Annotated in this window: 17 protein-coding genes; 10 read left to right on the forward strand and 7 right to left on the reverse strand. The window is 61.0% G+C overall.

The window, feature by feature from the left end:
* The first annotated feature begins 12 nt into the window (after window positions 1-12).
* Both ACQY1P_RS08075 and ACQY1P_RS08080 read left to right on the forward strand, forming a co-directional pair.
* Window positions 13-1,101 (forward strand): ABC transporter ATP-binding protein, encoded by a 1,089-nt coding sequence (locus ACQY1P_RS08075; protein WP_430255989.1) that lies wholly within the window; start codon window positions 13-15, stop codon window positions 1,099-1,101.
* Window positions 1,102-1,284: 183 nt separating this feature from the next.
* A complete protein-coding gene (locus ACQY1P_RS08080; protein ID WP_113109509.1) occupies window positions 1,285-1,641 on the forward strand; it encodes a hypothetical protein in 357 nt (118 codons plus the stop codon).
* Between the two features lie 71 nt (window positions 1,642-1,712).
* Here the strand turns inward: ACQY1P_RS08080 and edd are convergent, their stop codons facing one another.
* The 5 genes from edd to ACQY1P_RS08105 form a co-directional block, all read right to left on the reverse strand.
* The gene (edd, locus tag ACQY1P_RS08085) at window positions 1,713-3,530 is read right to left on the reverse strand and encodes a phosphogluconate dehydratase (RefSeq protein WP_062453775.1); all 1,818 of its coding nucleotides are present in this window, start codon (window positions 3,528-3,530) and stop codon (window positions 1,713-1,715) included.
* 100 nt (window positions 3,531-3,630) lie between these two features.
* Window positions 3,631-4,329, reverse strand: coding sequence for a 6-phosphogluconolactonase (pgl, locus tag ACQY1P_RS08090; RefSeq protein ID WP_092661225.1), 699 nt, complete (start codon window positions 4,327-4,329; stop codon window positions 3,631-3,633).
* Between the two features lie 7 nt (window positions 4,330-4,336).
* Window positions 4,337-5,809, reverse strand: a complete 1,473-nt coding sequence (zwf, locus tag ACQY1P_RS08095) for a glucose-6-phosphate dehydrogenase (protein WP_062453773.1) — start codon at window positions 5,807-5,809, stop codon at window positions 4,337-4,339.
* A 96-nt stretch (window positions 5,810-5,905) separates the two neighbouring features.
* Window positions 5,906-7,195, reverse strand: a complete 1,290-nt coding sequence (locus ACQY1P_RS08100) for an NAD(P)/FAD-dependent oxidoreductase (RefSeq protein WP_113109512.1) — start codon at window positions 7,193-7,195, stop codon at window positions 5,906-5,908.
* Between the two features lie 13 nt (window positions 7,196-7,208).
* Window positions 7,209-8,648, reverse strand: coding sequence for a glutamine synthetase family protein (locus ACQY1P_RS08105; RefSeq protein ID WP_062453771.1), 1,440 nt, complete (start codon window positions 8,646-8,648; stop codon window positions 7,209-7,211).
* A 184-nt stretch (window positions 8,649-8,832) separates the two neighbouring features.
* Here ACQY1P_RS08105 and ACQY1P_RS08110 point away from each other — a divergent pair, with 184 nt between their 5' ends.
* The 7 genes from ACQY1P_RS08110 (at window position 8,833) to ACQY1P_RS08140 (ending at window position 16,643) form a co-directional block, all read left to right on the forward strand.
* Window positions 8,833-10,014 carry an NAD(P)/FAD-dependent oxidoreductase gene (locus ACQY1P_RS08110; RefSeq protein ID WP_325261834.1) on the forward strand — a complete coding sequence of 394 codons (1,182 nt, stop codon included), beginning with the start codon at window positions 8,833-8,835 and terminating at the stop codon, window positions 10,012-10,014.
* Window positions 10,015-10,158: 144 nt separating this feature from the next.
* Window positions 10,159-10,293 (forward strand): hypothetical protein, encoded by a 135-nt coding sequence (locus tag ACQY1P_RS08115; RefSeq protein WP_256413687.1) that lies wholly within the window; start codon window positions 10,159-10,161, stop codon window positions 10,291-10,293.
* Window positions 10,294-10,589: 296 nt separating this feature from the next.
* The gene (locus ACQY1P_RS08120) at window positions 10,590-12,311 is read left to right on the forward strand and encodes a methyl-accepting chemotaxis protein (RefSeq protein ID WP_430255992.1); all 1,722 of its coding nucleotides are present in this window, start codon (window positions 10,590-10,592) and stop codon (window positions 12,309-12,311) included.
* Window positions 12,312-12,568: 257 nt separating this feature from the next.
* Window positions 12,569-13,666, forward strand: coding sequence for a polyamine ABC transporter substrate-binding protein (locus ACQY1P_RS08125; protein ID WP_430255994.1), 1,098 nt, complete (start codon window positions 12,569-12,571; stop codon window positions 13,664-13,666).
* Between the two features lie 76 nt (window positions 13,667-13,742).
* A complete protein-coding gene (locus tag ACQY1P_RS08130; protein ID WP_062453769.1) occupies window positions 13,743-14,900 on the forward strand; it encodes an ABC transporter ATP-binding protein in 1,158 nt (385 codons plus the stop codon).
* An 11-nt stretch (window positions 14,901-14,911) separates the two neighbouring features.
* Window positions 14,912-15,823, forward strand: a complete 912-nt coding sequence (locus tag ACQY1P_RS08135) for an ABC transporter permease subunit (RefSeq protein WP_430255996.1) — start codon at window positions 14,912-14,914, stop codon at window positions 15,821-15,823.
* 1 nt (window position 15,824) lies between these two features.
* Window positions 15,825-16,643: an ABC transporter permease gene (locus tag ACQY1P_RS08140; RefSeq protein WP_430255998.1), complete on the forward strand. Its 819-nt coding sequence runs from the start codon at window positions 15,825-15,827 to the stop codon at window positions 16,641-16,643.
* A 16-nt stretch (window positions 16,644-16,659) separates the two neighbouring features.
* Here the strand turns inward: ACQY1P_RS08140 and ACQY1P_RS08145 are convergent, their stop codons facing one another.
* Window positions 16,660-18,543 carry an AsmA family protein gene (locus ACQY1P_RS08145; RefSeq protein WP_430256000.1) on the reverse strand — a complete coding sequence of 628 codons (1,884 nt, stop codon included), beginning with the start codon at window positions 18,541-18,543 and terminating at the stop codon, window positions 16,660-16,662.
* A 134-nt stretch (window positions 18,544-18,677) separates the two neighbouring features.
* On the opposite strand from ACQY1P_RS08145, the gene ACQY1P_RS08150 reads away from it, so the two are divergent.
* On the forward strand, window positions 18,678-20,654 hold the full coding sequence (locus ACQY1P_RS08150; RefSeq protein ID WP_430256002.1) for an acetoacetate--CoA ligase: 1,977 nt from the start codon (window positions 18,678-18,680) through the stop codon (window positions 20,652-20,654).
* A 230-nt stretch (window positions 20,655-20,884) separates the two neighbouring features.
* Here the strand turns inward: ACQY1P_RS08150 and ACQY1P_RS08155 are convergent, their stop codons facing one another.
* Window positions 20,885-24,937, reverse strand: coding sequence for a PAS domain S-box protein (locus ACQY1P_RS08155; RefSeq protein ID WP_430256004.1), 4,053 nt, complete (start codon window positions 24,935-24,937; stop codon window positions 20,885-20,887).
* Between the last annotated feature and the right edge of the window lie 160 nt (window positions 24,938-25,097).

Below are 25,097 nucleotides of genomic sequence, written 5' to 3' on the forward strand. Positions count from 1 at the left end.
GAGGATCACGTCATGACCGGTGTCGTACTGAAGGATATCCGCAAGTCCTATGGCCAGGTGAAGGTGCTGCACGGCATCGACCTGGACATTGCGCAGGGCGAGTTCGTGGTGTTTGTCGGCCCGTCCGGCTGCGGCAAGTCCACGCTGCTGCGGATGATCTCCGGGCTCGAGACGATCACCGGCGGCGAGATGCTCATCGATGGTCAGGTGGTGAATGACGTTCCGCCATCGCGCCGTGGCATCGCCATGGTGTTCCAGTCCTATGCGCTCTATCCGCATATGACCGTCTACGACAACATGGCCTTCGGCATGCGGATCGCCAAGGAAAGCAAGGAGGAGATCGACCGCCGTGTCCGCGCGGCCGCCGATATCCTTCAACTGACGCCCTATCTCGACCGCCTGCCGAAAGCGCTCTCGGGCGGCCAGCGCCAGCGCGTGGCGATTGGCCGGGCGATCTGCCGTGACCCGAAAGTCTTTCTGTTCGATGAGCCTTTGTCGAACCTCGACGCAGCTCTCCGCGTCGCGACCCGCATCGAGATTGCCCGGCTCAAGGAGCAGATGCCGGACACGACGATGATCTACGTCACCCACGATCAGGTGGAGGCGATGACGCTCGCTGACCGGATCGTCGTGCTGTCGGCCGGCCGCATCGAACAGGTGGGGCCACCGCTCGAACTCTATGAGCGCCCCAAAAACCTCTTTGTCGCGCGCTTCATCGGCTCGCCGGCGATGAACATCATGCCCGTCACCGTCAAGGAAACCGGCGCCGTGACCACCGTTTCGCTTGTCGACGGAAAGTCGGTCATCGTACCGATCTCGACCGAAACCGGGGCGAACGGCAAGAGCGCAAGCTTCGGCGTCCGGCCGGAAGATCTGACCATCGCGACCGGCGAGGATTATCTCTTCGAAGGCAAGGTCTCCATCGTCGAGGCGCTCGGGGAGGTCACGCTCCTCTACATCGAAGGCTTGTTGGCCAAGGAGCCGATCATCGCCAAACTGCCTGGGATCATCGACGTGAAAAGAGGCGACACCATGCGTTTTTCAGCCGATCCGCAGAAGCTGCATCTCTTTGACGCAGACGGGCAAACCTATCGCCGCTGACGGGTCGGTATAACTTTACATTTACCGGAATTTTGTGACTAATGCTCCGATTCGGGCCGGATATGAAATTCCAACGCTCTGTTAAACTTCAGGCCCTACTCTTTTGACATTGGAATAGGAGACACTGTCGTGACCGCGGCCCCCATTGGAAAAAGCCATTTTCTGAATAAGGAAGAGTCGTTCATGTACGACCGCGAAGCGCGGTTCAAGATGCATGACACGATGAACGCAGCCCGCATCGAGTATACCGAAAACGGCGTGATGAACATGGCGCAGCGCCGCTGCGACGTTCTGCAGATATCCGAAACCGAAGCGGTTCTCGGGATCATCACCCAGTACCACCTGCCCAAGCAATTTTATCTCGACATCCCGGACGCCCGCATCTCCAAGGTCGGCTGCATCCTGATGCGGGTCAACACCAACAACACCATTCAGGTTCGCTTTCTAAAGATGCTGACGAAGAAGGAAATGAACCGCATCTTCGTCTTCTCGACGCATCCGAACCACCGCGACATGACGATCGATCTCCGGGCCTGGTAAGCCACCTGTCCAAGGACCGTGGGCACTGTCGGAGTTATTGAAGGGGCGGCCCAAGGCCGCCCTTTGTTATTTCAGGAAAACACGCTGGCGCCGTGCTCGGCGCGGCCGACGTTGCGGCGGAAGGCGGCGAAGAGTTCGCGGCCCATGCCGAATTCGTTTTCGGACAGGTCCGCCTTGGCAGGCAGGCGCGCCTCGAATTCGGCGGCGTCCACCAGAACCTCCAGCGTTCCGGCAACAGCGTCGAGACGGATCATGTCGCCGTTCTGGATCTTGGCGATTGCCCCGCCATCGCAGGCTTCAGGCGTCATGTGGATGGCGGCCGGTACCTTGCCCGATGCGCCGGACATGCGCCCGTCGGTGAGAAGCGCCACCTTGAAGCCGCGGTCCTGCAGCACGCCGAGCGGCGGCGTCAGACGGTGCAACTCCGGCATGCCGTTCGCCTGCGGTCCCTGGAAGCGCACGACAGCGATGAAGTCACGGTTCAGGTCGCCGCGCTTGAACGCGTCCTGCAGTTCCTGCTGGTCGTGGAACACGATGGCTGGCGCCTCGATGATATGGCGCTCCGGCTTCACGGCGGAAATCTTGATGACGCCCTTGCCGATATTGCCGGTCAGCATCTTCAGGCCACCGGTCGGCTGGAACGGGGTTTCGATCTGCGCCAGAACCTTCGGGTCGCCACTTGTCTGCGGCACCGTATGGCGCGCCACAAGGCCCTTCTCGTCGAGCTTGGCTTCCACCGTATAGGCCTCGAGCCCGTGGCCGAACACGGTGCGCACGTCGTCATGCACCATGCCGGTCTTCAAAAGCTCGCGGATGAGGAAACCCATGCCGCCGGCTGCGTGAAAATGGTTCACGTCGGCCAGTCCGTTCGGATAGACGCGGGCCAGCAGCGGAACGATGTCGGAAAGCTCCGAAATATCTTCCCAGGTCAGGTGGATGCCGGCGGCACGCGCCATCGCCACGATATGCATCGTGTGGTTCGTGGAGCCGCCGGTCGCATGCAGGCCGACGACGCCGTTGACGATTGAGCGTTCGTCGATCATCTCGCCCGCCGGCGTGAACTCGTTGCCGAGTGCGGTGATGGCGAGCGCCCGCTTGACGGCCTCGCGTGTCAGCGCTTCGCGAAGCGGCGTGCCCGGATTGACGAAGGAGGCGCCGGGCATATGGAAGCCCATGATTTCCATCAGCATTTGGTTGGAATTGGCCGTGCCATAGAACGTGCAGGTGCCCGGGCCGTGATAGGATTTGGACTCCGCTTCCAGCAGTTCGGCGCGGCCGACCTTGCCTTCCGCATAGAGCTGGCGAATGCGCGACTTCTCGTCGTTGGGCAGGCCCGTCGTCATCGGTCCGGCCGGAATGAACACCGCCGGTAGATGCCCGAAGGACAGCGCCGCGATCACCAGACCCGGCACGATCTTGTCGCAGATGCCGAGATAGACGGCGGCGTCGAACATGTTGTGCGACAGGCCGATACCGGCCGACATGGCAATCGCATCGCGCGAAAACAGCGAAAGCTCCATGCCCGGCTGCCCCTGCGTGACGCCGTCGCACATAGCCGGAACGCCACCGGCAACCTGGGCGATGCCGCCCGCCGCACGCGCCGCCTCGCGGATGATCGCGGGAAAGGTCTCGTAAGGCTGGTGAGCCGAGAGCATGTCGTTATAGGAGGTGATGATGCCGAGGTTCGGAACGACGTCGCCTGCGAGCGCGTCCTTCTCGGCGGGGGAACAGACCGCAAAGCCGTGTGCAAGGTTGCCGCAGGACAGGGTGGTGCGATGCGGCCCGCGCGATGCGGCGCGGCGCACCCGGTCGATATAGGCCTCACGATGCGGTTTCGATCGTTCAACGATACGGGCGGTGATCGCCTCGATGCCGGAATGGGCGCCCATGGTTCATCCTCCTTGGGTCGATCCCGGTCTGGGAGAGTGCCGGGATCGCTGGTGTTACTGCTTCGGCCCCTCAAGAAGCGGCCGCCAGGTGAGGCGCGTGTTACGGCGCCCAGTAAATGTCGAGTGGCGATGCGGCACGGTTCAGAACCGCACGGACTGGCATTTCGGTCTCGTCGGATCCGGCGATCGCCTTTTCCAGCACGTCCTTCTTGCCCTGTCCCTCTATATGCAGCGCCAGAAAGCGGGCATCCGAAAGGCTGGAGAAGGAGAAGGTCAACCGCTCTTCGCCGGCCCCTTCCGCTTTCATCGTCATGACGCGGCAAAGACCGGTAAGGTCGAGCGCCTGTTCCAGATTGTTGCCATGCGGGAAGAACGAGGCGGTGTGCCCGTCTCCACCCATGCCAAGGATCACGACGTCGAACGGCTTGTCGAGCGCAGCCGTTGCCTTTGTCGCAATCACGGCCGCATCCTCGATCGAGGGCGCTTCGTAATAGAGCGGCACGAAGGTTGCCGCCGCCGCATTGTTCGCCAAAAGATGCTTGGCAACCAGGAGATGGTTGGAGCGCTCGTTGTCGGCGGGCACGAAGCGCTCGTCGACCAGCGTCACCTTCACCTTGTCCCAGGCAAGCTCACGGGTGGAAAGCTCCTCGAAGAACTTCTTCGGCGTGGAGCCGCCCGAAACCGCAATGCAGGCGGAATCGCGTGCGTAGATGGCAGCGGCGAGGCGGCTTGCCACCTCGTCGGCAAGCGCGGCTGCAAGCGCCGCACCGTCAGAATATTCGTGTTTCGTGTAGGACATGGCTACCTCAGGTCTCGTGCCAGGTGCGGCCGTCGCGCTCGATCAGGGCAATCGCCTGGCTCGGTCCCCAGGTTCCGGCCGTATAGCCCTGAACCTGCTGGCCGGCGGCTTCCCAACCCTTGAGGATCGGGTCGACCCAGCGCCATGCGGCTTCCACTTCGTCGCGACGCATGAACAGCGTCTGGTTGGAACGGATCGTGTCCATCAGCAGACGCTCGTAAGCATCCGGATTGCGCACGTTGAAGGCGGCGGCAAAGCTCATGTCCAGCGACACTTCGCGCAGGCGCATGCCGCCCGGACCCGGATCCTTGATCATCAAAGACTGCTTGACGCCTTCGTCCGGCTGCAGGCGGATGATCAGCTGGTTGGCTGCAATCCGGCCAGCACTCGCATCGAAGATATTGTGCGGGATCGGCTTGAAGGTGATGACGATTTCCGACATGCGGCTGGCAAGGCGCTTGCCGGTGCGGATGTAGAAGGGAACGCCGGCCCAGCGCCAGTTGCCGATTTCGGCCTTGATGGCAACGAAGGTCTCGGTGTTGGAAACGCCGCCTTCCAGCTCTTCCAGATAGCCCTTGACGGCGCCGCCTGCAGAAGCGCCGGCGCGGTACTGGCCCCGCACCGTCATCTGCTGAACGTTGGATTCGTTGATCGGCTTCAGCGCACGCAGCACTTTCAGCTTTTCGTCGCGAACGGCTTCCTGGTCCATCGACGATGGGACTTCCATCGCCACAAGGCACACGAGCTGCATGATGTGGTTCTGCACCATGTCGCGCAGAGCACCCGCCGTATCGTAGTAACCGGCGCGGCCTTCGAGGCCCACCGCTTCGGCAACGGTGATCTGCACATGGTCGATATGGTTGGCATTCCACAGCGGCTCATAGAGCGCGTTGGCAAACCGCAGCGCCATCAGGTTCTGCACGGTTTCCTTGCCGAGATAGTGGTCGATGCGGAAGATCTGCTCTTCCGGGAAGACCTTGCCGATCTGGTCGTTGAGCGCCAGCGCTGACGCAAGGTCGCGGCCGATCGGCTTTTCGACGACGATACGGGTCTGCTTGGTGATCATCTTGTGATCGCGGATTTTTTCGGAAATGGCACCGAAAATTCCAGGCGCGACGGCGAGATAGAACACGCGGACGCGGTCCTTGCCCTCGTCGAGCAGCTTCTTCAGCTCGGCCCATCCGCCTTCCGATTTCGCATCGACGGACACGTAATAGAGACGCTTGCAGAACTTCTCGACTTCCGCCTCGTCGTATTCACCCTTCTTGAGGTGCTCCTTGAGGGCGTCCTGGGCGAACTTGCGGTAGTCGTCGTGCGAAAGCGCGCTGCGCGATGCGCCGATGATTCGGGTTGGTTCGGTGAAATGGCCTTCGATCTGACGATGGTAGAGGGCCGGCAGAAGCTTGCGCTCCGCAAGGTCGCCGGTGCCGCCGAAAACGACGCAATCAAACGGCTCGACTGGGATGATCTGGCTGCTCATCGCTATTCTTTCATCTCGCATAGTTGGTGGAACACATATTCTAATCGATTTAAAAACGCTAGCCCGAAATCGCAACTGGGCGGTAGGGGAGGCGTCTCACATCCTGTCTCTGAGCGCAAACCAAGTCAGCGCGAGGAACAGAAGAGGGCTTCGCATGCGCCGCCCGCCGGGGAAGGACGGTATGTCGAGGTCCCGCAGACAATCGAGCTCGGTGCGATTTCCCAGGACCATATCGGCGTAGAGTTTGCCGCAATAATTCGACAGCATCACGCCATGACCGGAATAGCCACCGATCGATGTGACGCCCGGCATCACCTCGCGAACGAACGGATGCCGCGGCAGGGTAATCCCGACATTGCCGCCCCAGGCATGGGTGATCTGGACATCCTTCAGCGCCGGATAGGTATCGACGATCTGGCGGCGGATGGCCTCGGCCGTGTCCTTCGGATTGCTCGACGTGTAGACCTCGCGGCCACCGAACAACAGCCGGTTGTCCAGCGACTTGCGGAAGTAGCGCACCACGAAACGGCTGTCGCAGACGGCCTCGCCACCGGGAATGACCTGCGGAAACTCGTCGAGCGGTTCGGTTGCCGCGATAAAGGATCCGATCGGCATGATATGCGCGCCGGTCACCGGTTCGAGATTGCCGATATAGGCGTTGGTGGCAAGCAGCACCCGAGCGGCCGAAATCGTGCCGCGCGGCGTCTCGATGAGCGTCTTGCCGCCGGACTGCGTGATCCTGGTTGCCGGCGTTTCCTCGTGGATCGCAGCGCCTGCGTCATGCGCCACCCGTGCCAGTCCGATCAGGAGCTTCAGCGGATGGATATGGCCGGTTCCCATGTCGCGCACGCCGCAATGGTAGTCGGTCGTGCCGACCCGCTCGGCGGTTTCCTCCGCGCCCATGAACGTCACATGCGGATAGCCGTAGCGCTCGGCCGCGATTGCGGCATTGGCCTGGTAATATCGCTCGTATCCCCGCTTGTGGGCAACGTTCAGCTGTCCCGGCACGTATTCCATGTCGATGCCGTGGGCGGACGCGAAATCCATCAGATAGCGCTTGGCGCCCTCGGCCATGTCGAACAGCGCTTTCGAGCGCTCGAAACCCAGCTTTTCCTCGATCTCTTCCGGCCATGAGCGCTGGCCGGTGCCCAACTGTCCGCCATTGCGTCCCGATGCGCCATCGCCAAAATGCGCGGCCTCGATCAGCACCACCGACGTGCCGGCTTTCGCCAGCGTGTAGGCGGCCTGGAGCCCGGTATAGCCGCCGCCGATGATGGCAACGTCAACGCTCTTCGAGCCGTCGAGGGGAGGGTAGGTCGCCCGGTCGCCAACGCTTGCCTGATACCAAGAAATGCCCGAGGCGATGGGGCTCTGCCAATTGTCCAAGATACCTTTTCCCTCACACGTTGAGGAGCAGGAATTCCCGTTCCCAAGGGCTGATCACCTGCATGAACGTCTCGAACTCCCCACGCTTCACGCCGGCATAAAGGCCGATGAATTCCTTGCTGAACACTTCCGCAAGCGCCGGCTCGTCCTCGAGCAGCGAGACGGCCTTCAGAAGGTCGCGCGGCAGGTCGATCTCGCCTTCATTGGCGGAATCTTCCGTGGGCGGTGTCGGATCGAGCCTATTTTTGATGCCGAGCAGGCCGCAGCCGAGAGAGGCAGCAAGCGCAAGATACGGATTTGCATCGGAGCTCGGCAACCGGTTCTCGACACGCCGCGAGTTCGCGTCCGAAACCGGTACGCGAAAGGCCGTGGTGCGGTTGTCGTAACCCCAGGCGGAGTTGACGGGTGCCGCCATATCCGGCGTCAGGCGCCGGTAGGAATTCACGTAAGGCGCCATCATCACCAGCGCCTTCGGGATGAAGGCCTGCATACCGCCGATGAAGTGGAAGAATTCCTCCGATGCCGAACCGTCGGCGTTGGAAAAGACGTTCTTGCCGGTCTCGATTTCCACCACCGACTGGTGGATATGCATCGCAGATCCCGCTTGGCCCTGCATCGGCTTTGCCATGAAGGTTGCATAGATGCCGTGTTTCAGCGCCGCCTCGCGAATGGTGCGCTTGAACATGAAGACCTGGTCGGCTAGTTCCACCGGATCGCCATGGCGAAGATTGATTTCCAGCTGCGCCGGGCCTTCCTCGTGGATCAGCGTATCGATCTCGAGGCCCTGCTTTTCGGAGAAATGGTAGATGTCGTCGATCAGTTCGTCGAACTCGTTGATGCCGGCAATCGAATAGCTCTGTCCACCGAGGATCGACCGACCGGAGCGGCCCTTCGGCGGATGCAGTGGATAATCCGGGTCGTCGTTTTTGGCGACCAGATAGAACTCGATCTCCGGCGCCACGACGGGCTTCCACCCGCGGTCGTTATAGAGCTTGACGATATTCTTCAAAACGTTGCGCGGCGTATAGGACACCGCCTGACCATCGGTGTCGACGATGTCGCAGATCACCTGCGCCGTCGGGTCGCTCTCCCAGGGCACGACGGCAAGCGTCGAGAGATCAGGCATCAGCTTGAGATCGCTGTCGCGCGGCTCATAGCGGAAGTTTGCCGTCTCGTCGGGATACTCACCGGAGATGGTATGGCGATAGAGCGCGGAAGGCAGCGCCAGCGAGGTGTTGGAGGTAAACTTCGACGAGGGCATCATCTTGCCGCGCGGCACGCCGGCTAGATCGGGCGTGATGCATTCGATGTCTTCGATCCCGCGTGCCCGAAGCCAAGCGGCTGCCTCGCGCCAGTCTGCAACGCCGCGAAGCGAAGTCAGTGTCGGCTGGGCTGTCGCGGCTTTCGCCACGGTTCCGGTTGCCAGGACAGGGGATGATTTCTTGCGCGGCATAACACACCGGGGTCATGTTGATCGGAGCCCCATCATAGCCATGGAATGATGTTTGGGAACACTCTTTGGCTGAGAGCGCGCTGACTTCTTGGCGAGGAGCAGGCTGAATTCGCTATTGTGCCCCCGCCATCTTGACTTGGAGGCTCCAATCGAAAACAGCAAGTCGATGACGAGAGGATGACCATTGGCACAGAAATTCGATGTGATCGTGTTGGGCGCCGGTGCCGCCGGCATGATGTGCGCCATCCGCGCCGGCCAGCGTGGTCGCTCGGTGCTGGTGCTTGATCACGCCAAGGCGCCCGGCGAAAAGATCCGCATCTCGGGCGGCGGCCGCTGCAACTTTACCAATATCGGTGCGGCCCCCCAGCATTACCTCTCCGGCAACGCGCATTTCGTCAAATCGGCACTTGCCCGCTACACGGCCCGCGATTTCCTCGACTTGGTGGAACGGCATCGGATTCCCTGGCATGAAAAGACGCTCGGCCAACTGTTCTGCGACAACAGCGCCAAGGACATCATCGCGATGCTGCTGGCGGAAATGTCGGCCGCGAAAGTGTCCCTGAAGCTTCAGACGGCGATCGACGGCATCGAAAAATCGCCCGACGGATATCGGCTGGCCACCTCTGCCGGCCAGTTCGAAGCCGGGTCGCTGGTGGTGGCGACGGGCGGCAAGTCCATCCCGAAAATGGGCGCCACGGGCTTCGCCTACGAGATTGCTGCGCAGTTCGGGCTCAAGCTGGTCGAGACGCGCCCCGGCCTCGTGCCGCTGACCTTCGACCAGAACACACTCGAAAAACTGTCGCCGCTGTCCGGGATCGCGGTTCCTGCCGAAGTGCGCCACGGCCGGACGGGATTTCGCGAGGCGATGCTGTTTACCCATCGCGGCCTCAGTGGCCCGTCGATCCTGCAGATTTCCTCCTATTGGCGGGAGGGTGACGACATCACGCTGTCGATCGAACCGGACGCCTCAATCAGCGATGCACTGAAGTCGGCCCGCAAGACGAACGGCAGACAGGCGGCGCAGACGGCGCTTGGCGAAATACTGCCCAAGCGTCTCGCCCAATACTTCGTCGAAAACCGGGGCGTCACCGGCAATCTCGCCGATCTCTCCGACAAGATGCTGACAGGGCTTGCAGCATCGATCCAGGACTGGAAGATCCGCCCCGCCGGTTCGGAAGGGTATCGCACGGCCGAGGTCACGCTGGGTGGTATCGATACTTCCGCACTGGATTCCAAAACGATGCAGGCCAAGGCCGTGCCAGGCTTGTATTTCATCGGCGAGTGCGTCGACGTTACAGGCTGGCTTGGCGGCTATAACTTCCAGTGGGCCTGGTCTTCCGGCTATGCTTGCGGAGACAGCCTCTAGGTAGAAATGCCAGTTGTGCTCGATTCAGGTGTTGTTAATATGCCTGGAGGATGCTGCCTTAATGCCAGCCCATTTGTTTGGTCTATAGGCTGCGTACCCGCCGGCTTCCGGCGGCCATCACCAAGATCGTGGAGTCGGATACCTATGCAGAAGACCCGCAGCGCCCGTGCAATTGCTATTGCCAAGACCCAGGATAACGCAAAGTTGATCCGCGTAAGATTTCTGGCGATGGCGATTGGAGCAACTGTTGCTCTTCTTTCGGTTCCTTTCTACTTCTGACGTAGTCTCCCCGCAGCCTTGCTGCGGCAAGGAATGTGTGAACGAGTAACGGCGTCGGTGTAGCTCTGGATCTACGTCGGTAGCTTGAGTTACGTCAATTTCCTATTTATCTAATCTTCAGATATCTCCGTCAAAAACAACAGTGTCTCTCACATTTTGGAAAGAGCCCTGTTTTGACCAAGAAGCTTCTCCCCTCATCCGTTGTATCCCGGATTGTTCTCCTCTGCCTTTTTCTCGTTTCCGTGGCAGCGGCTACTCTTTCCGGGCTTGCCTATGTCAATCTTCGGAACGACGTCATGTCGAGTGCACGTGCCGATGCCTATAAGGCGATGCGCACGCTGGGGCTTCTTTATGAGCTGGAACTGCCCGGTGCGAAGACAGAGATCCGCGACGAAGTCGTCAACAAGGTTCTCCAGGGCGAAGGCGCTCTGAAAGGCCATGACGTGGTCGACCGTGCCGCTGCTGCCATCGGCGGCGTTGCAACGATCTTTGAAAAGCAGGGCGCAGACTACGTCCGCATCTCCACCAACGTGAAGACGGAGAAGGGTGAGCGCGCCATCGGCACGAAGCTTGCTCCCGAACATCCGGCGCAGCCGAAGCTCGGCAAGAGCGAATCCTATTTCGGAAACGCGGTTCTGTTCGGCAAGGACTACATGACCGGGTATTACCCGATCACCAATGCCGTAGGTGCAGTCACCGGCGTCCTCTTCATCGGTGTTCCGATGGAAGTCTATTTCGCCCATATCGCGTCGTCTGCTTATATCCTCATCGGCACGTCGGCGATCGCGCTTCTGGTGCTCGGCTTCTTCAGCTTTTTCGCCATCCGGGCTCTCGTGCGCCCGCTCGGCGTGCTGACCGGCAGCGTCCGCGCCATTGCGCAGGGCGATAACAAGAGTGCGATCCCCTATCTCCAGCTGCCGAACGAATTCGGCAACATTGCCAGAGCCCTTGAGGTTTTCCGCGATAAGGACCGCGAAAAGCAGCTGATCGAAAGCCGCAGCGCCGCAGAGCGTGCCGAAGCGGAAGCGGATCGCCATCGCAACGATACCGAAAAGCAGCATGTCGACGCCCAAATCGAGCACGCCGTCACGCAGCTTGGATCGGCCTTGTCGCGTCTGTCCCAGGGCGATCTGTCCGCATCGATCGACACGCCGTTCTCCGGTCGTCTTGAAGGCCTGCGGACCGATTTCAACAATTCGATCCTGCGGCTGCGTGAAACGATGACGCATATCCGCACCAGCACGCTCTCGATCCAGAAGAGCAGCTCCGATCTCAGCCACTCGTCGACGGACCTGTCACGCCGCACCGAAAGCCAGGCCGCTTCGCTCGAAGAGACGGCGGCCGCCGTGGACGAGATCACCGTTACCGTACGCTCCTCCGCCGAACGCGCTCGCGAAGCCAATGACGCCGTGACGCAGACCAAGAAGAGCGCCGACAGTTCCGGCACCGTGGTCCGCAATGCCGTCGAAGCGATGGGCAAGATCGAGGAAGCGTCCAAGAAGATCGAACTGATCATCGACGTCATCGACGACATCGCCTTCCAGACCAACCTTCTCGCCTTGAACGCCGGCATCGAAGCCGCGCGGGCAGGGGATGCCGGCAAGGGCTTTGCGGTCGTTGCCCAGGAAGTCCGTGAACTGGCCCAGCGCTCCGCCGATGCGGCCAAGGAAATCAAGGGCCTGATCGACCAGTCCAGCCACGAGGTCCATTCCGGATCGACGCTGGTGCAGGAAGCGGGCGAAGTGCTGGCCACGATCAGCAGCGACATCACCATCATCAGCAAGCATGTCGATACGATCGCCACTGCCAGCCGCGACCAGGCCGCAGCGCTTCAGGACATCAACAGCTCCGTCAACAAGATGGATCAGATGACCCAGCAGAACGGTGCCATGGTGGGCGAAACCAGCGAGGCGAGCCGTCGCCTTGCTGAAGAGGCGGATATGCTGCTCGGCCTTGTCCAGCAGTTCAAGATCGACAGCCAGAGATCAATGGCCCGTCAGGATAGCCGGGCAGCCTGAGCGCGGGAAGATGAAATGACAAGGGGCGGCTTTCGGGCCGCCCTTTTTTGTGAACGATGAGCCGGTTGCGATTTCGGCTTGGCACAAGGGCATGGGTTCGGGCGGCGTCGATTTCCGGTAACCGCTGCTGCATTGCACATTCCCCCTTGTGGCCTGGGGAATTCCTTTCTACTCTCCTCAAAATTATAGGGAAATTCGCGCGAACCGTCCTGCCGCGCAGGGGCGGTGGCTGCAGGTGCTGCAACAGGAGAGAATTGATGAAAGCCCATTTGCTCAGCATAGCCGCCGCTTTGGCTGCGACCGCTTTCAGCGTGTCTGGTGTTTCCGCCCAGGAACGCACTGTGCATGTCTACAACTGGTCCGACTACATCGATGAATCGATCCTGCAGGACTTCACCAAGGAAACCGGCATCAAGGTTGTCTACGACGTCTTTGACAGCAACGATATCCTGGAAACCAAGCTGCTTGCCGGCGGCTCCGGTTACGACGTCGTGGTGCCGACCGCCCCGTTCCTCGCCCGCCAGATTCAGGCCGGCGTCTTCCAGAAGCTCGACAAGTCCAAGATCCCCAACCTTTCCAACCTGTGGCCGGAAATCTCGGCGCGTCTTGCCAAATACGATCCCGGCAACGAATACGCCGTCAACTACATGTGGGGCACGACCGGCATCGGCTACAATGTCGATAAGGTCAAGAAGGCACTCGGCGATACGCCCCTCGACAGCTGGGACGTGCTGTTCAAGCCTGAAAATGCTGCAAAGCTCAAGTCCTGCGGCGTCAACATCCTCGATGCATCCGACGAGACCTTCGCGATCGGCATGAACTATGTCGGCAAGGATCCCGACAGCAAGGAAACGAAGGATCTCGAAGCGGGCGGCAAGGTCTATTCCGACATCCGCTCCTCGGCAAAGACGTTCAACTCCTCGTCCTATATCGATGATCTCGCCAACGGCGACATCTGCATCACCATCGGCTGGTCGGGCGACATTCTGCAGGCAAAGACCCGCGCCGAGGAAGCCAAGAACGGCGTCAACGTCGAGTTCTCGATCCCCAAGGAAGGAACCTATATGTGGTTCGACAACCTTGCGATCCCGGCCGATGCAAAGAACGTGGCCGAAGCGCATGAATTCATCAATTACTTGATGAAGCCCGAAGTGATCGCCAAGGCATCGAACTACGTTCAGTATGCCAACGGCAACCTGGCCTCGCAGAAGTTCATCGACAAGGAAGTCCTGGAAAACCCGGCGGTCTACCCGACCGAAGAGGTCACCAAGAAGCTCTTCACGATCTCGCCTTACGGGCCCAAGGAACAGCGCGTGCTGAACCGGCTCTGGACCCAGATCAAGACCGGCAAGTAACCATCGGCTTCGGGGCAGGCAAAACCTGCCCCGATCTGTTTCTGGCAATATTTCTTGAGGGCAGGCGGGGCAGGCGATGGCAAAGACACTCGGACCGGTAAAACGAAAATTCTCTCCGTGGACCGATCCGGCGTCGGTGCCCTTCATCCGCTTTGAAAACATCACCAAGCGCTTCGGCAATTTCACCGCCGTCGACAATCTGACGCTCGATATCTACGAGAGGGAATTCTTTTCGCTGCTCGGGCCGTCCGGCTGCGGAAAGACGACGCTGATGCGGATGCTGGCAGGCTTCGAGGAGCCGACGGAAGGCCGCATCCTTTTGCAGGGCAAGGACATTTCCGGTGTTCCGCCCTACAAGCGCCCGACCAACATGATGTTTCAGTCCTACGCGCTCTTCCCCCATATGTCGGTTGAAAAGAACATCGCCTTCGGCCTCAAGCAGGACAATTTGGCCAAGGGCGAGATCGATACCCGCGTCGAGGAAATGCTGAAGCTGGTCAAGCTGGAGCAGTTCGCCAAGCGCAAGCCGGCACAGCTTTCCGGCGGCCAGCGCCAGCGCGTGGCGCTGGCAAGGTCGCTCGCCAAGCGTCCCAAGGTGCTGCTGCTCGACGAACCACTCGGCGCGCTCGACAAGAAGCTGCGCGAGGAAACCCAGTTCGAACTGATGGATATCCAGCAGACGCTGGGCCTCACCTTCCTCATCGTCACCCACGACCAGGAAGAGGCGATGACCGTGTCCGACCGTATCGCGGTCATGGACAAGGGCATCATCATGCAGGTGGCAACGCCTGCCGAAATCTACGAGGCCCCGAACAGCCGCTACGTGGCGGACTTCATCGGCGATATCAACATCCTCGAAGGCACGGTGACGCAAACCGATAGCGCGCTCGGCGCCCCCGGTCTGGTGCGGATCGACAGCGACGGTCTGAGCGTTGCCGCAGAACAGGAATGCCAGGCCGTCAAGGGAGATCACGTCGCCTACGCGGTCCGCCCGGAAAAGGTGCGCATTTCTCAGGAACAGCCCGCCGATACGTCCCTCAATGCGGCCTATGGCGAAGTCTGGGACATCGGCTATCTCGGCGACTTCTCGGTGTTTCTCGTGAAGATGGAGGATGGCCGTATCGTCCGCGCCGCGCAGGCCAACGTCTCGCGCCTGGTCGATCGGCCGATCACCTTCGGCGACATGGTGTGGCTGACCTGGTCACGCGATGCCGGCCTTGTGCTGACACGATAGGGAGCGCGATCATGGCCGATACGACAGCCGACAATCCGCATGCCAACCCGGCCCGCTGGCTGGTCGTCGCAGTGCCCTATCTCTGGCTGCTGCTGTTCTTCGTCGCGCCCTTCCTGATCATCTTCAAGATCTCGCTGTCGGACACGGCCATTGCCATGCCGCCTTATACGCCGGTCTTCGGCGGCTGGAGCGCCCTCAGCGATTTCGTCTCCGAGCTGGACATCGAGAACTACCTGTTCCTGACCGAGGACCCGCTTTACTTCCAGGCCTATATGTCGTCCCTGCGGATCGCGGCGATCTCGACGATCCTGCTTCTGCTGATCGGCTATCCGATGGCGCTTGCCATGGCGCGCGCACCCAATTCCATCCGGCCGATCCTTCTGATGCTGGTCATCCTGCCGTTCTGGACCTCGTTCCTCATCCGCGTCTATGCCTGGATCGGCATCCTGAAGCCGGACGGGTTGCTGACGCTCGCCTTGCAGACGATCGGGCTGATGGGACCGGATCAACAGGTGGAGATCTTCAGAACCGACACGGCCGTCTTTATCGGCATCGTCTATTCCTATCTGCCCTTCATGGTCCTGCCGCTCTATGCGGCGCTCGAAAAGATGGACAATACCCTGCTCGAAGCCGCCAACGATCTCGGCTGCCCGCCGTGGAAGGCGTTCTGGAAGATTACCTTTCCACTGTCGCTGCCGGGCGTCATCGCAGGCTCGATGATCTGCTTCATCCCGATCACAGGCGAATTCGTCATCCCGGATCTGCTCGGCGGCGCCGATACGCTGATGATCGGCAAGACGCTGTGGACGGAGTTCTTCAGCAACCGCGACTGGCCGCTTGCGTCGGCCGTAGCAGTGGTCTTGCTGCTGATGCTGGTCGTGCCGATCGCCATATTCCAGAACCAGCAGAAGAAGGTGGCGTGAGATGACAAAGAACCGCCTTGATGCCACCGTCCTGACGCTTGGCTTCGCCTTCCTCTACATCCCCATCATCATTCTGGTCGTCTACTCGTTCAACGCCTCGCGGCTCGTCACGGTCTGGGGCGGCTTCTCGCTCAACTGGTACGTCTCGATGTGGTCGAACCAGGGTCTTATGGATGCCGCCTGGGTCACGGCCCGCGTTGGTCTGTTGAGCGCCACGTTCGGTACCATCCTCGGCACGCTGGCCGCGCTGACGCTGGTCCGCTACCACAAGTTTCCGGGAAAGATGCTGTTCTCAGGCATGATCTATGCGCCGCTGGTCATGCCAGAGGTCATCACCGGCCTGTCGCTGCTGCTTCTGTTCGTGGCGATCGGCGTCGATCGCGGGTTCTGGACCGTCATCATCGCCCACACGACCTTCACCATGTGTTACGTGGCGATCGTCGTTCAGTCGCGGCTTCTCACCTTCGATCGCAGTCTGGAAGAGGCAGCGCTCGATCTTGGCTGCCCGCCGGTCAAGACGTTCTTCCAGATCACCCTGCCGCTGATCCTGCCCGCCGTCATCTCCGGCTGGATGCTCGCCTTCACCCTGTCGTTGGACGACCTTGTGATCGCAAGCTTCAACACCGGGCCAGGTGCCACCACGCTGCCAATCAAGATCTATTCGCAGGTGAGGCTCGGTGTGACGCCGGAAATCAACGCAATCTGCACGATCCTGATCGCGCTGGTGACACTCGGCGTCATCGCCACCTCGATCGGCACCAAGCGGGCCGAGGTCCGGCGCATCCGCGACGAGCATATGGCGCTGCGGACCGGGGGCTGAACCGTCAGGGCGTGTGTTATTCGGTGATCTTCGGCGTGGGCTTTGCGACCGGCCAGATCACCGGGTTCTGCCAGGATCCCCCGATGAAAAAGTGGGTGGCATCCGGGCGGCGAGCGGCAGCGTCCCCGCTGGTTGTCCCGCTGGAATCTGTGAGTACGCCGGCAGAAAGCGCGAGGCTGTTATTGGCATAGGGCACGATGCCGTTGAGCGTAATACGCTCGTTGGTTCCAACGATCAGCCCGTTGCGGATATCGGCTAAACCATCAGCGACGGTGACGTTAATATCGACACTCTGGAATTCGTAAGCTCCTGTCCCTGCTTCGCTCAGCGTGAAATAGGGTTTTTGGGTCGCCAGCCGTCTTATGCCTGCCATGTCCACACCGGGCAGAGTTCCGCTGCCGGCACGAAAGCGCAGAGATCCTTTGGCGTTGCGCAGCGTTTCCGCCGTCACCGGTCGCGCCACGTCCAGCGCCAGTTCGAGCGAGCCCGAGGCGCCGGGTAGCGGGGCCGTCAGGCCAAGCCGGCTGATCACGCTGGCGAAGTCGGCGTCCTGTACGGAGAGCCTTATTGCAACGCCGCCCGTTTCCCCGTCCTTGATCGTCGCGATGCGGCCGGTCAGTCGTCCGTTTTCGAAATCGCTGTCGAGAATATCGATCCGTGACTGGTCACCGATATTCATGATGCCGACGGCAACTTCGCTGAGTTGGAAGGGGCCGATCTCGACGCTTTGTGCGGATAGCCTCAAATCCAGCTCGAGCCGGTCGCGCAGTCTTGCGGCGGGATCGCTTTTGTCGAGAAGTCGCGGCGCGATCTCGGCCAGCATCGGCAACACGTCGCGGGTGTTGAGGGCGAGCGTCCCGGTCAGCCGCGGGGGAGCATCCGCCGGCATGGTCAGGTCCAGAATGCCGCTTGCCGTGATGTCGTCGATACCGAGCGACAGGCTTTCGAACCGCATCGCCGTATCGTTGGTGATCAGCCGGGCCTTCACGGAGAGCTGCTTCAGCTTTTCCGTGCCTGGCAGGTCGAACCCCATCCACTGCATGGCTTTGGCGCCATCCGCCGTTGCAAATTCGGCATCTCCGGACAAAAAGCCGTGGCTCGCGAGGTTGACGACGCCGCTGAACTTGGCGTTGAACAGGTCCGACTGGATCGAGCCCGAAGTGCTACTGCTGCGGCCCGAAAACAGAAGCAGAGGCTGGCGCGAGGTGATATCGGCCGTGACCCTGCGGCCGGCAATCGTTGCCTGGCCCTTGAAGCTCGCGCTGCGTGAAAGATAGGACCAGTCGATCTCGCTGTCGATCCGGTCGACCCGGACGATGCGGCCATCCTCTTCGTTGGTAATCTGAAGCGTGCCGTTCTCGATCAGGACATCGCCGATCGGCGCATCATTCGAATTGTCCAGCAACTGACCGGTGCCATCGCTTTTGACAGCGCGAACGGCGCGGCTGAGCAATCCGTCATTGGTCCAGTCCAGTCGCCCATCCGGTTTGCGCAGCACGAAAAGCTGCGGGTCCTTGAGGTGGAAATCCTTGAATTCCGGCTGACCCACCAGCGCGCCCAGAAGATCGAACGACGCCGACAGTTCACGGACGCTGCCAAGCATGCCTTTCTTGCCATGATCGATGTTGCGAACCATTACATCGGAGAATGTGATGCGCGGCTCCGGCCAGAAGGCAAGCGACGGCTGTCCGCCGATCGACACGTCGTGGCCGATCCATTCCTCGACGGCGCGCTCCATTCGTTCCCGTACCAGCACGGTCGAAACAAGGAAGGGTGCCGCGAGCTGGAAGGCGACGAAGAGGCTCAGCAGCGAGACCAGAACGATCAAGGCGATGCGCGTCCGCTTCCCTAAGGGGCGTCCGAAGGTCCTACGCAGCTTTCCGTCTGTCTCGTTGGGCATGGCTCACGCGAATATAGGAAATGCCGGCGTCGCGCAAATGCAGCAAGCGCGCGCTCCAGTGCTTTATCCCCCTCGATCGCATGATATACAGACGGTCAGGGACGCGCCTGTGAACGGCATAGGAGGAGAATTGCATGAGTGAGCAGCAGCCGCTTTGGTCGCCATCGGAGGAGACGTTGCGGACAGCACCGCTTGCCCGCTTCATCGTCTGGTGCAGCGAGCGGTATTCAATCGGTTTTGAGGATTACGACGCATTCCACAGCTGGTCGATCGAACAGCGCGGCGATTTCTGGTCCGCCGTCTGGGATTTCTGCGGCGTCAAGGGCGACAAGGGCGACGTCTACCTGGACGACGATGGCGAGATGCTAGCCGCCCGCTTCTTTCCCCATGCACGCCTGAACTTCGCCGAAAACCTGCTTGCCGGCAGCGGAGCCGACGCGAAGACCTCGGACGCTCTGGTCTTCTGGGGCGAGGACAAGGTCAAGGACCGTTGGTCCTGGGAAAGGTTGCAGGGCGAGGTGTCGAGGCTTCAGCAGGCATACCGCGCACTCGGCATCGGCAGGGGAGATCGCATCGCCGCGATGATGCCGAATATGCCTGAAACGATCGCCTGCATGCTGGCAGCAGCCTCTATCGGGGCAATCTGGTCTTCCTGCTCACCGGATTTCGGTGAACAGGGCGTGCTGGACCGGTTCGGACAGATCGGCCCAAAGCTGTTCATCACCTGCGATGGCTACTGGTACAACGGCAAACTGCAGGATGTGTCGGCAAAGGTCGACGCGGTTTCAAAGACGCTCGGCGTACCGGTTCTGGTCGTGCCCTATGCGGGGTCGCAGCAAAAGGATGCCGCTCCGCTCGCAAAGACCCTCTCCGACGGCCGCGCGCTTGCCGATTTCCTGGCGCCATTTACGGCACGGACCGTCGAATTCGAGCCGCTGCCGTTCTCGCATCCGCTCTACATCCTGTTTTCGTCAGGCACGACCGGCGTCCCGAAATGCATCGTCCACTCGGCCGGCGGCACGCTTCTCCAGCATGTGAAGGAACATCGGCTGCATTGCGGCATCGAGCCGGGTGAAAACCTGTTCTATTTCACCACATGCGGCTGGATGATGTGGAACTGGCTGGTCTCCGGTCTCGCAGTTGGCGCCACACTCTGCCTCTATGACGGTTCGCCCTTTGCTCCGGATGGCAACATCCTGTTTGACTATGCGGAACAGGAGCGGTTCGCCGTTTTCGGCACGTCCGCGAAATATATCGACGCCGTGCGCAAAAGCGGCATCGTGCCTGCGCAGAGCCACGATCTGTCCACCCTTCGCCTCGTGACCTCGACGGGCTCGCCGCTGTCACCGGAAGGCTTTTCCTTCGTCTATCAGGGCATCAAGAACGACGTCCATCTCGCCTCCATCTCCGGTGGCACGGACATCGTCTCCTGCTTCGTGCTGGGCAATCCGCTGAAACCGGTCTGGCGCGGCGAGATCCAGGGGCCGGGCCTCGGCCTTGCCGTGGATGTCTGGAACGACGAGGGCCAGCCGGTGCGTGGCGAAAAGGGCGAACTCGTCTGCACCAAGGCATTCCCATCCATGCCGCTGATGTTCTGGAACGATCCCGACGGCCAGAAATACCGCGCCGCCTATTTCGAGCGGTTCGACAACATCTGGTGCCATGGCGATTTCGCCGAATGGACGTCCCATGGCGGCATCGTCATCCATGGCCGTTCCGATGCAACGCTTAATCCCGGCGGGGTTCGGATCGGCACGGCTGAGATCTACAATCAGGTCGAGCAGATGGACGAGATCGCCGAAGCGATCTGTATCGGCCAGGACTGGGACGAGGATGTGCGCGTCGTGCTGTTCGTCCGGCTGGCGGACGGACTGACGCTGGACGACCGACTGACCAGGGAGATCAAGGCGCGTATTCGCGCAGGCGCCTCGCCACGGCACGTGCCGGCAAAGATCATCCAGGTCGCCGATATTCCCCGCACCAAATCCGGCAAGATCGTCGAACTTGCCGTGCGCGATATCGTTCACAATCGGCCGGTCAGAAATCGGGAGGCGCTTGCCAACCCGGACGCGCTGGAGCTGTTTGCCAATGTCGCGGAGTTGCGGAATTGACGGCCATCAGGTGCCCTGTGCCATTGCGGGTCGCCGTTCCTGCATTGCCGGAACTGGTATTGGTTTTTAACGGCGTGTTAAGCCTCGCCCGCCAAAACTGATCCGGCATGATACTTTTCGTGTAGGGAAGATGAGCAAGGCTCAGGCTTTGCTGATTAGGAAGTCTTCCGTCACTTTTCGAACAGCATCAATTCCAGGCAGCCTCAGGGCTGCCTTCTTTTTACGTGCGTTCAGTTGGCAAGCACCCGCTGCGGCGGAAAGGTGATTTCCACCAGCGTTCCCTCGTTCGGCGCCGAGCTGATCGAGAAGGCTGCCTTGTTTGCATCCACCATCGCCTTGGTAAGCGGCAGCCCCAGACCTGTTCCGTCGCCACGCTTGCGGGCAGCACCGGCAACCTGCCGGAAAGGCTTCATCGCAAGTTCCAGTTCCGCCCGGGTCATGCCGATCCCTGTATCGCGGATACGCAGCGCCACGCTGCCATTCGGCTCATAGGCGGTCGACACCACGATCTGCCCGCCCGATGGTGTAAACCGGATCGCATTCGACAGAATGTTGAGTGCGATCTGCTTGACCGAGCGCAGATCGGCCACGACCTGCGGCACAGCCTGCGACAGCGCGGTGCGGATGATCACCCGTTGGCCGTTTGCCTGCGGCTGCACCAGCGACACGGCTTCCGATATCGTCTCGTTGAGGCCGACTGCGACGAAATCTAGTTCCATCTCGCCGGCTTCGATTTTCGAGATGTCGAGAAGGTCGTTGACGATGTCGAGTACGTGGCGACCGGACCGACCGATGTCGTTGGCATATTCGATATAGCGCGGATGGCCGATCGGCCCAAACCGCTCGCCGGCCATCATGTCTGAAAAGCCGATGATGGCGTTAAGCGGCGTGCGGATCTCGTGGCTGACATGCGCCAGGAAATCGCTCTTGTGCGCGTTGGCTGTCTCGGCGGCGCGCTTTGCCGTGCGAAGCTCGTCTTCGGTGCGCTTCCACTGGGTAATATCGCGGATCACGGCGCAATAACCGTTCGACGAGGTCAGCTTGCCGATCGTCATAAACAGCGGCAAGAACCCGCCGGACGCTTCGCGACCGATCACCTCGCGGCCATCGTTCAGCACGCTGGCAACGCCATGCCCGGCAAGTCCGGAAAGATAATCGACGATCGCCCGCTGGCTTTCATGGGCAAACAGCATCACGAACGGTTTGCCGTCGATTTCTTCCTGATCGTAGTTGAACAGCGCGCTTGCCGCCCTGTTCACCGAACGGATCTCGCCATCCGCACCGATCAGCACGACGCCATCGGTCGCAGTTTCCAGGATTGCACGCAACTCTTCGACTTCCACCTGCAGCCGGACCAACTGGTCGGCAGGGCGGACCGTGCGGGCAACCGTGCGGATTTCCTCGCCCGGGTGATCGGACAGCGAGTTTGCTTCCGACGCGTCGGATGTCGTCGGCATCAGCGCCAGCATCAGGGCCGTCGTGTCGTCCCAGCGAACCGATTGCAGACGTGCGGTCACCGGCAGGATCTCGTCGTCGGCACGCACCACCACCATGCCGCTTGGTCTCGCACCATCGCCATCGAAGTCCTGGCGCTGCAAGAGGGCATCCAGACCGCCGACCTCTTCCAGTTCCTCAAGTGATGCATAGCCGGTCAGCTTGAGGAATTCCGGATTGCAATGGATCAGCGTGTCGCCGTTGTGAACGAGCAGTGCCACCGGCATCTGGTCGACAATCTCGGCGGAGAGGCCGATGCGCTCGCGCACCGGGATCATGCTCAGCAGAGGGACGTCGGATGGCTCGACATGCTCTGGCTCCGGCGCAACATCTGCGGGCTCAAGCATTGCTGCAGCCGGGATTTCCGTGCCAGCGTCGTCCTCGCTGTCGCTCTGGTTCTCGTTTGCAGCGACAGGCGGGAAGTCCGAGGCGAAGTGGTCGTCAACAGCGCTGCCGTCGAGATCCGTTTCGGATGCCTCGATGCTCTGGCCTTCGTCTTCCGCCTGAGCGACAATCTCGGCCTCATCCGACACGTGGTCTTCTGCGGCCGGTGCCTCTTCGGCGGAAAGCACCTCTTCTTCTGATGCCACGTGCGAAGCAGGCTGCTCCTGCCAAGCATTGGTCACATCAGTCTCATCTGCCACTGGCTCTGAAACGTCAGTATTCTCTGCGGAAATCTCGCTTGCGGCGGAAGCTTTGCTCGGCGCTGGTTCAGCCGGCGCAGTCTCGGCGTTTGCTGGCGTTTCTTCCGTTGCGCGGTCGAGCTGGCGCCCAATCTCGCGGAAGGCCGCCTGTTCGACCGGCGTCAGGCGGGCGCGGTGTTCTTCGAGCTGGATGACCTTGTCGGACTGGCGACGGCCGGGATTCTCGACCAGCCGCAGCGCAGGACGCTCACCGGCCGGCCACTCGAGCGGGGCAGCGTCGGAACGGTCGCTATCGGAATAGGTGGTTCCGTAGATGGCGCTATCAGACGGGGACGTTGCTTCCGGCTCCGCCGGTTGAACTTCCGTCTCTACCGGGCGGTCTTCCAGAACGTCGGAGACCTGCTCCGCGTCATCGGATAGCAAACCGGCGGCGTTTACCGCGTCCTCGATGCCCGGTTCGTCAGTCTCCTTGACCGCTTCATCCTCGACCGTCGTTGGCGAGAGCGTCAGGCCGGTGGCGTCAGGATCATCCTTGGCGTCGGCGATCCGCACGATGCCGAAGCCGCGGAAGCCGTCGAATTCGCGACTGCGGGTATAGGTGGGCAGTGCCGCCAGATCGACCGGCACGACAAGTGCCGTGCCCTCTACCGGCCACCAGATAGTTTTGCCCGACCAGGTGTCGCGCTTGCCGAGCAGTTCGGTGATGCGCCCCTCGGGATCGAGATGGAAGAGAGCGGCGAGGTCGGAAAACGCCATGCCGACAACATCTGCCGCATGCGGTCCCACGGCCTTGGCGAATTCGCCCGAGACCTCTGTAAACTGCCCATCGGCATCGATCTTCCAGACGAAACGCACAGCGCGTGAATCGCGGCTGAACACAAAGCCTTCGACGTCGCCGGATGCATCGGGTTCAACGACCGTATTTTCGGGAGCCGCGACCGATGTCAGAGCCTGCTCGCTCCGTGTTTCGGCCGGCTCGGATGCTTCCGCAGCTTCCGGTGCCGGAAAGAGGTTTTCCGCGATCTCGTCCGAGGCTTCCGCGATCTCATGCGCCGGAATGTCTTCGACAACATCCTCCGACACGATGTCTTCGGCAACTGCTTCCGGAGCCGGCTCCAGATCGACTTCTTCACTCTCCGGCTCTACCGCCGCAGCTTCTTCAACTGGTACGTCGCCATCGACCGGCGCGTCAGCAACCGTAGCTGCGTCGTTAACCGCGCTTACCGCAGCCTCTATTTCCGCAACCGGCTCCGGCTGCTCGGCAGGCTCGGAATTTTCTTCGTCCGCCGCAGTCTCTTCAATCGCGACCGTGTTGATCTCGGTTGCCTCTGCCGCCGTCACGGTTTCAGGAAGCTCGAACTCTTCCTGAGCCTCAACGTCGTCCTCGATCGCGGCAAGGGCGTCGATGACGGCAGTCTCGTCATCGGGCACCATCGCAACGACGCCGGGATCAACCAAGGTTTGCGGGGTAACCGCGTCATCGGTCGCCATATCGACAGTGAACAGAATGTAGAGGGCAGGGGCGTCCGAAAGCTTGCCGATGGCAGCCGGAAGGTTGCCCTTGGCGGTCATGATCGGCCGTTTGGCAAGCCGGCTGGGATCGGCGGATGCCGTCGCCGAAAGTGTCGTGATCGCCGCTTCCGATATGTCGAGACTTCCAAACCGCTCGGAGGCAGCAGCAACCTTGCCTGCCGCGTCAACGATAGCGATATGGGTGTCTGCTTCCTCGAAGCCCTCGATCATCCGCTCCGCACGCTCGGCGATCGTTGCAAGCTCCCGCTCGGGTGCTGCCGAAAACAGAATGGCCCGCTCGCCATGGACTTCGACAAGTTCACAGGCCCCGCGAAGCACGACCCGTTGGAAACCGGAAATAACGCGGACTGCGAGGCCTCTTGTATCGCCGACCTTGGCAAGCTGGCGTGCGGTTGCCTCGACTTGGCGAAAGGCCACGTCGGCGCGGTTCGGCCCCTGATCGATCAGGTCGTAGATCGAGCCAAATCCGAAGAGCGCTGCACCGCGTCCGTTCGCCCACAAAGGCATGCGCATGTCGGAGGAAAACAGCACTATACCGTCGCCCGCTGCAAAGCGTTCCCTGACGCGCTCGTGGACGGCGATGTCGATGAAAGGGTACTGTACAGAGGACATGAACGACCTGTCGGTTAACTACCGGCATTCCTGAGAGACTTAATCCTTCGTTAATACCTTGCCCCCCTTCCGGGGTCCACAGGCCGACCGGTTAAACCTCCGTCAGGGTTAACGGCGGCGCTTTTGTGCGCCGCACAAATTCGTTGCGCGGCACAACGTT

Source organism: Neorhizobium sp. DAR64872/K0K18 (genome assembly GCF_050500175.1).
Lineage (GTDB): Bacteria > Pseudomonadota > Alphaproteobacteria > Rhizobiales > Rhizobiaceae > Neorhizobium > Neorhizobium soli.

Excerpts from the sequence above, each read along its gene's own strand:
- edd (WP_062453775.1), bottom strand. The coding sequence starts at position 3,530 with ATGGGCGCCCATTCCGGCATCGAGGCGATCACCGCCCGTATCGTTGAA.
- ACQY1P_RS08135 (WP_430255996.1), top strand. The coding sequence starts at position 14,912 with ATGGCCGATACGACAGCCGACAATCCGCATGCCAACCCGGCCCGCTGG.
- pgl (WP_092661225.1), bottom strand. The coding sequence starts at position 4,329 with ATGTCCTACACGAAACACGAATATTCTGACGGTGCGGCGCTTGCAGCC.
- ACQY1P_RS08130 (WP_062453769.1), top strand. The coding sequence starts at position 13,743 with ATGGCAAAGACACTCGGACCGGTAAAACGAAAATTCTCTCCGTGGACC.
- ACQY1P_RS08120 (WP_430255992.1), top strand. The coding sequence starts at position 10,590 with ATGTCGAGTGCACGTGCCGATGCCTATAAGGCGATGCGCACGCTGGGG.
- ACQY1P_RS08115 (WP_256413687.1), top strand. The coding sequence starts at position 10,159 with ATGCAGAAGACCCGCAGCGCCCGTGCAATTGCTATTGCCAAGACCCAG.
- ACQY1P_RS08155 (WP_430256004.1), bottom strand. The coding sequence starts at position 24,937 with ATGTCCTCTGTACAGTACCCTTTCATCGACATCGCCGTCCACGAGCGC.
- ACQY1P_RS08140 (WP_430255998.1), top strand. The coding sequence starts at position 15,825 with ATGACAAAGAACCGCCTTGATGCCACCGTCCTGACGCTTGGCTTCGCC.
- ACQY1P_RS08080 (WP_113109509.1), top strand. The coding sequence starts at position 1,285 with ATGTACGACCGCGAAGCGCGGTTCAAGATGCATGACACGATGAACGCA.
- ACQY1P_RS08075 (WP_430255989.1), top strand. The coding sequence starts at position 13 with ATGACCGGTGTCGTACTGAAGGATATCCGCAAGTCCTATGGCCAGGTG.
- ACQY1P_RS08125 (WP_430255994.1), top strand. The coding sequence starts at position 12,569 with ATGAAAGCCCATTTGCTCAGCATAGCCGCCGCTTTGGCTGCGACCGCT.
- ACQY1P_RS08105 (WP_062453771.1), bottom strand. The coding sequence starts at position 8,648 with ATGCCGCGCAAGAAATCATCCCCTGTCCTGGCAACCGGAACCGTGGCG.
- ACQY1P_RS08145 (WP_430256000.1), bottom strand. The coding sequence starts at position 18,543 with ATGCCCAACGAGACAGACGGAAAGCTGCGTAGGACCTTCGGACGCCCC.
- zwf (WP_062453773.1), bottom strand. The coding sequence starts at position 5,809 with ATGAGCAGCCAGATCATCCCAGTCGAGCCGTTTGATTGCGTCGTTTTC.
- ACQY1P_RS08150 (WP_430256002.1), top strand. The coding sequence starts at position 18,678 with ATGAGTGAGCAGCAGCCGCTTTGGTCGCCATCGGAGGAGACGTTGCGG.